This window comes from Arthrobacter sp. CAL618 (assembly GCF_000468215.1).
Lineage (GTDB): Bacteria > Actinomycetota > Actinomycetes > Actinomycetales > Micrococcaceae > Arthrobacter_D.
In genome coordinates this window covers 1-2008 of the sequence record NZ_ASZW01000087.1, presented here as the reverse complement: position 1 = coordinate 2008, position 2008 = coordinate 1, and the positions used below count along the sequence as shown (strand labels likewise).

Sequence of the window (2008 nt, the reverse complement as noted above, 5' to 3'; positions counted from 1 at the left end):
GGCCGCCGCGCTCGCCGGCGCGGTGCGGGATGCGCTTGCAACAACCAGGGACTTCGCCTTCGACGAAGACCTCCAGCTCACCCTGTTTTGCCTGTTCGAACTGCACTACAGCGGCATCGACGGTGCCAGCGGCGACTGGGAATGGAATCCTGACCTGATCGCTGCCCGCCGCCTCCTGGAGCACGCCTATGAGGCGCAACTGCACTCCGCGGTGACCCTGCCGGAGTTGCCAGCACCCACCAGCGCCGGTGTCGCTGCTGGCCTCTTTGAGCTGACCGGCGCCGACGGCGGCCCGAGCATGTCGAAGTATGTGGCGAAGCAAGCTACCGAGGGGCAAATCCGTGAGTTCCTGATCCAGAAGTCCATCTACACGCTGAAGGAAGCCGACCCGCACACCTGGGCGATTCCCCGCCTCACCGGCCGGGCCAAGGCCGCCATGGTGGAGATCCAGGCGGACGAATACGGTGGCGGAGCCCCCGACCGGATGCACTCGGCCCTTTTCGCCCAGTCGATGCGCGGCGTCGGGCTCGAGGACGGCTACGGCCACTACGTCGACGACGTCCCCGCCATCACCCTCGCGTCGTCGAACCTGATGTCGATGTTTGGGCTCAACCGGCGGCTGCGCGGCGCAATCGTGGGGCACCTCGCGTCCTACGAAATGACTTCATCGTTGGCGAATCGGATGTATGCGAGGGGTTTCCGGCGGTTGGGGTACAACGACGCGGTCGCCGCATACTTCGACGAGCATGTGGAGGCCGACGCCGTGCACGAGCAGATCGCCGGTAGGGATCTCGCCGGCGGGTTGGTTGAGGCCGAGCCCGAGCTGCTCGCGGATGTGTTCTTCGGTGCGGCGGCGGCTGTCGTCGTCGACACCTGGATGACCGCTCACATCCTCGACGCGTGGAACGCCGACGCGTCGTCGCTGTACTCGGCCGCCGCGGTCTCCGCATGAGTGGGTGTGGGCCGGAGGGGTGCGACGACGACGCTTCGGCTGACGGACCTGCTGGGGACACCCGCGACTCGACCGGTCCGCGGCAGACGATCGTCGCCTTCCCGAACGGCCCGCTGCTGGTTCGCGGGGACTTCGACATCGTCGATCCGGACGGCAATCAGCTGCGTCGCAGCCGCAAGACCGTTGCCCTGTGCCGGTGTGGCGCGTCGATGCTCAAGCCTTATTGCGACGGCAGCCACAAGATGATCAACTTCAGGACTGAACCCGAAAGCTAGGCTGGCGGCGTCGGCAGGACCAGTTCGAGGATGTAGTCGTTTTCGACGCCGGCGCCGAGCCGGAACGTCTTCACTCCCACCTTGGTGAAGCCGTGCTTCTCGTAGAACCGCACCGCCCGGTGGTTTTCGTCATTGGTGCCCAACCAGACCGCACGGGCGCCAGTCTGTGCTGCGGTCTCAAGGGTTGCCTGCATCAGGGCGGAGGCTTGTCCGCGGCCGTGGTGGTCGGGGTGGACGTAGAACTTGCTCAGCTCAATGGTGGGGAACGTCGACAGGGACGACCGAACGCCGGCATCGGTGGGGTCGCCGGCGATGAGCATGCTGTAGGCGTCGAGGCGGTCCTTTTCGCGTAGGCACAGCAGGGTTTTGCCCGGGTCCGCTAAATGTTCGAGGAACCGGGCCGATGAGAGTTCGGTAGCAATGTGGTGCTCAATGTCTTCGGGTCGCGACGACGCGGGGCACGCGAGTGGGAAGGTGACGGCGGCGAGCTCGGTGAGCTGGTCGGCGTCGTCGGCGGTGGCCCGGTCGATGAGTAGCTTCACGGGATTCATATTCTGATGCCACAGACCCAGCCTCGCTGGATGGCGCCGCGGCATCAGCCTTGCCGGATGATGCCGCAGCATCAGGTAGCGGCGTAGTGGTTTTAAAAGGTGCATGCACTGCATGCAATGCATGCAGTTCGAGGAACTCAGAGTGCATGCATTGCCTGCAGTGCATGCACTCTTTAAAAAGCGTACCCACCCGAGGCCAACTATTCAGGGCGGGTTGTGCGCACCCAGCC

Annotated in this window: 3 protein-coding genes; 2 read left to right on the top strand and 1 reads right to left on the bottom strand. The window is 64.9% G+C overall.

Going from position 1 to position 2008, the window contains the following annotated elements:
• Positions 1 to 952 (top strand): iron-containing redox enzyme family protein (locus K728_RS0105275; protein WP_024476070.1); only part of this gene is annotated, 952 nt, incomplete at its 5' end.
• The gene (locus tag K728_RS22680; protein ID WP_024476069.1) at positions 949 to 1227 is read left to right on the top strand and encodes a CDGSH iron-sulfur domain-containing protein; all 279 of its coding nucleotides are present in this window, start codon (positions 949 to 951) and stop codon (positions 1225 to 1227) included. The genes K728_RS0105275 and K728_RS22680, both read left to right, overlap by 4 nt.
• Here the strand turns inward: K728_RS22680 and K728_RS0105265 are convergent.
• Positions 1224 to 1778, bottom strand: a complete 555-nt coding sequence (locus K728_RS0105265) for a GNAT family N-acetyltransferase (protein ID WP_024476068.1) — start codon at positions 1776 to 1778, stop codon at positions 1224 to 1226. The two genes, K728_RS22680 and K728_RS0105265, sit on opposite strands and share 4 nt — an antisense overlap.
• Between the last annotated feature and the right edge of the window lie 230 nt (positions 1779 to 2008).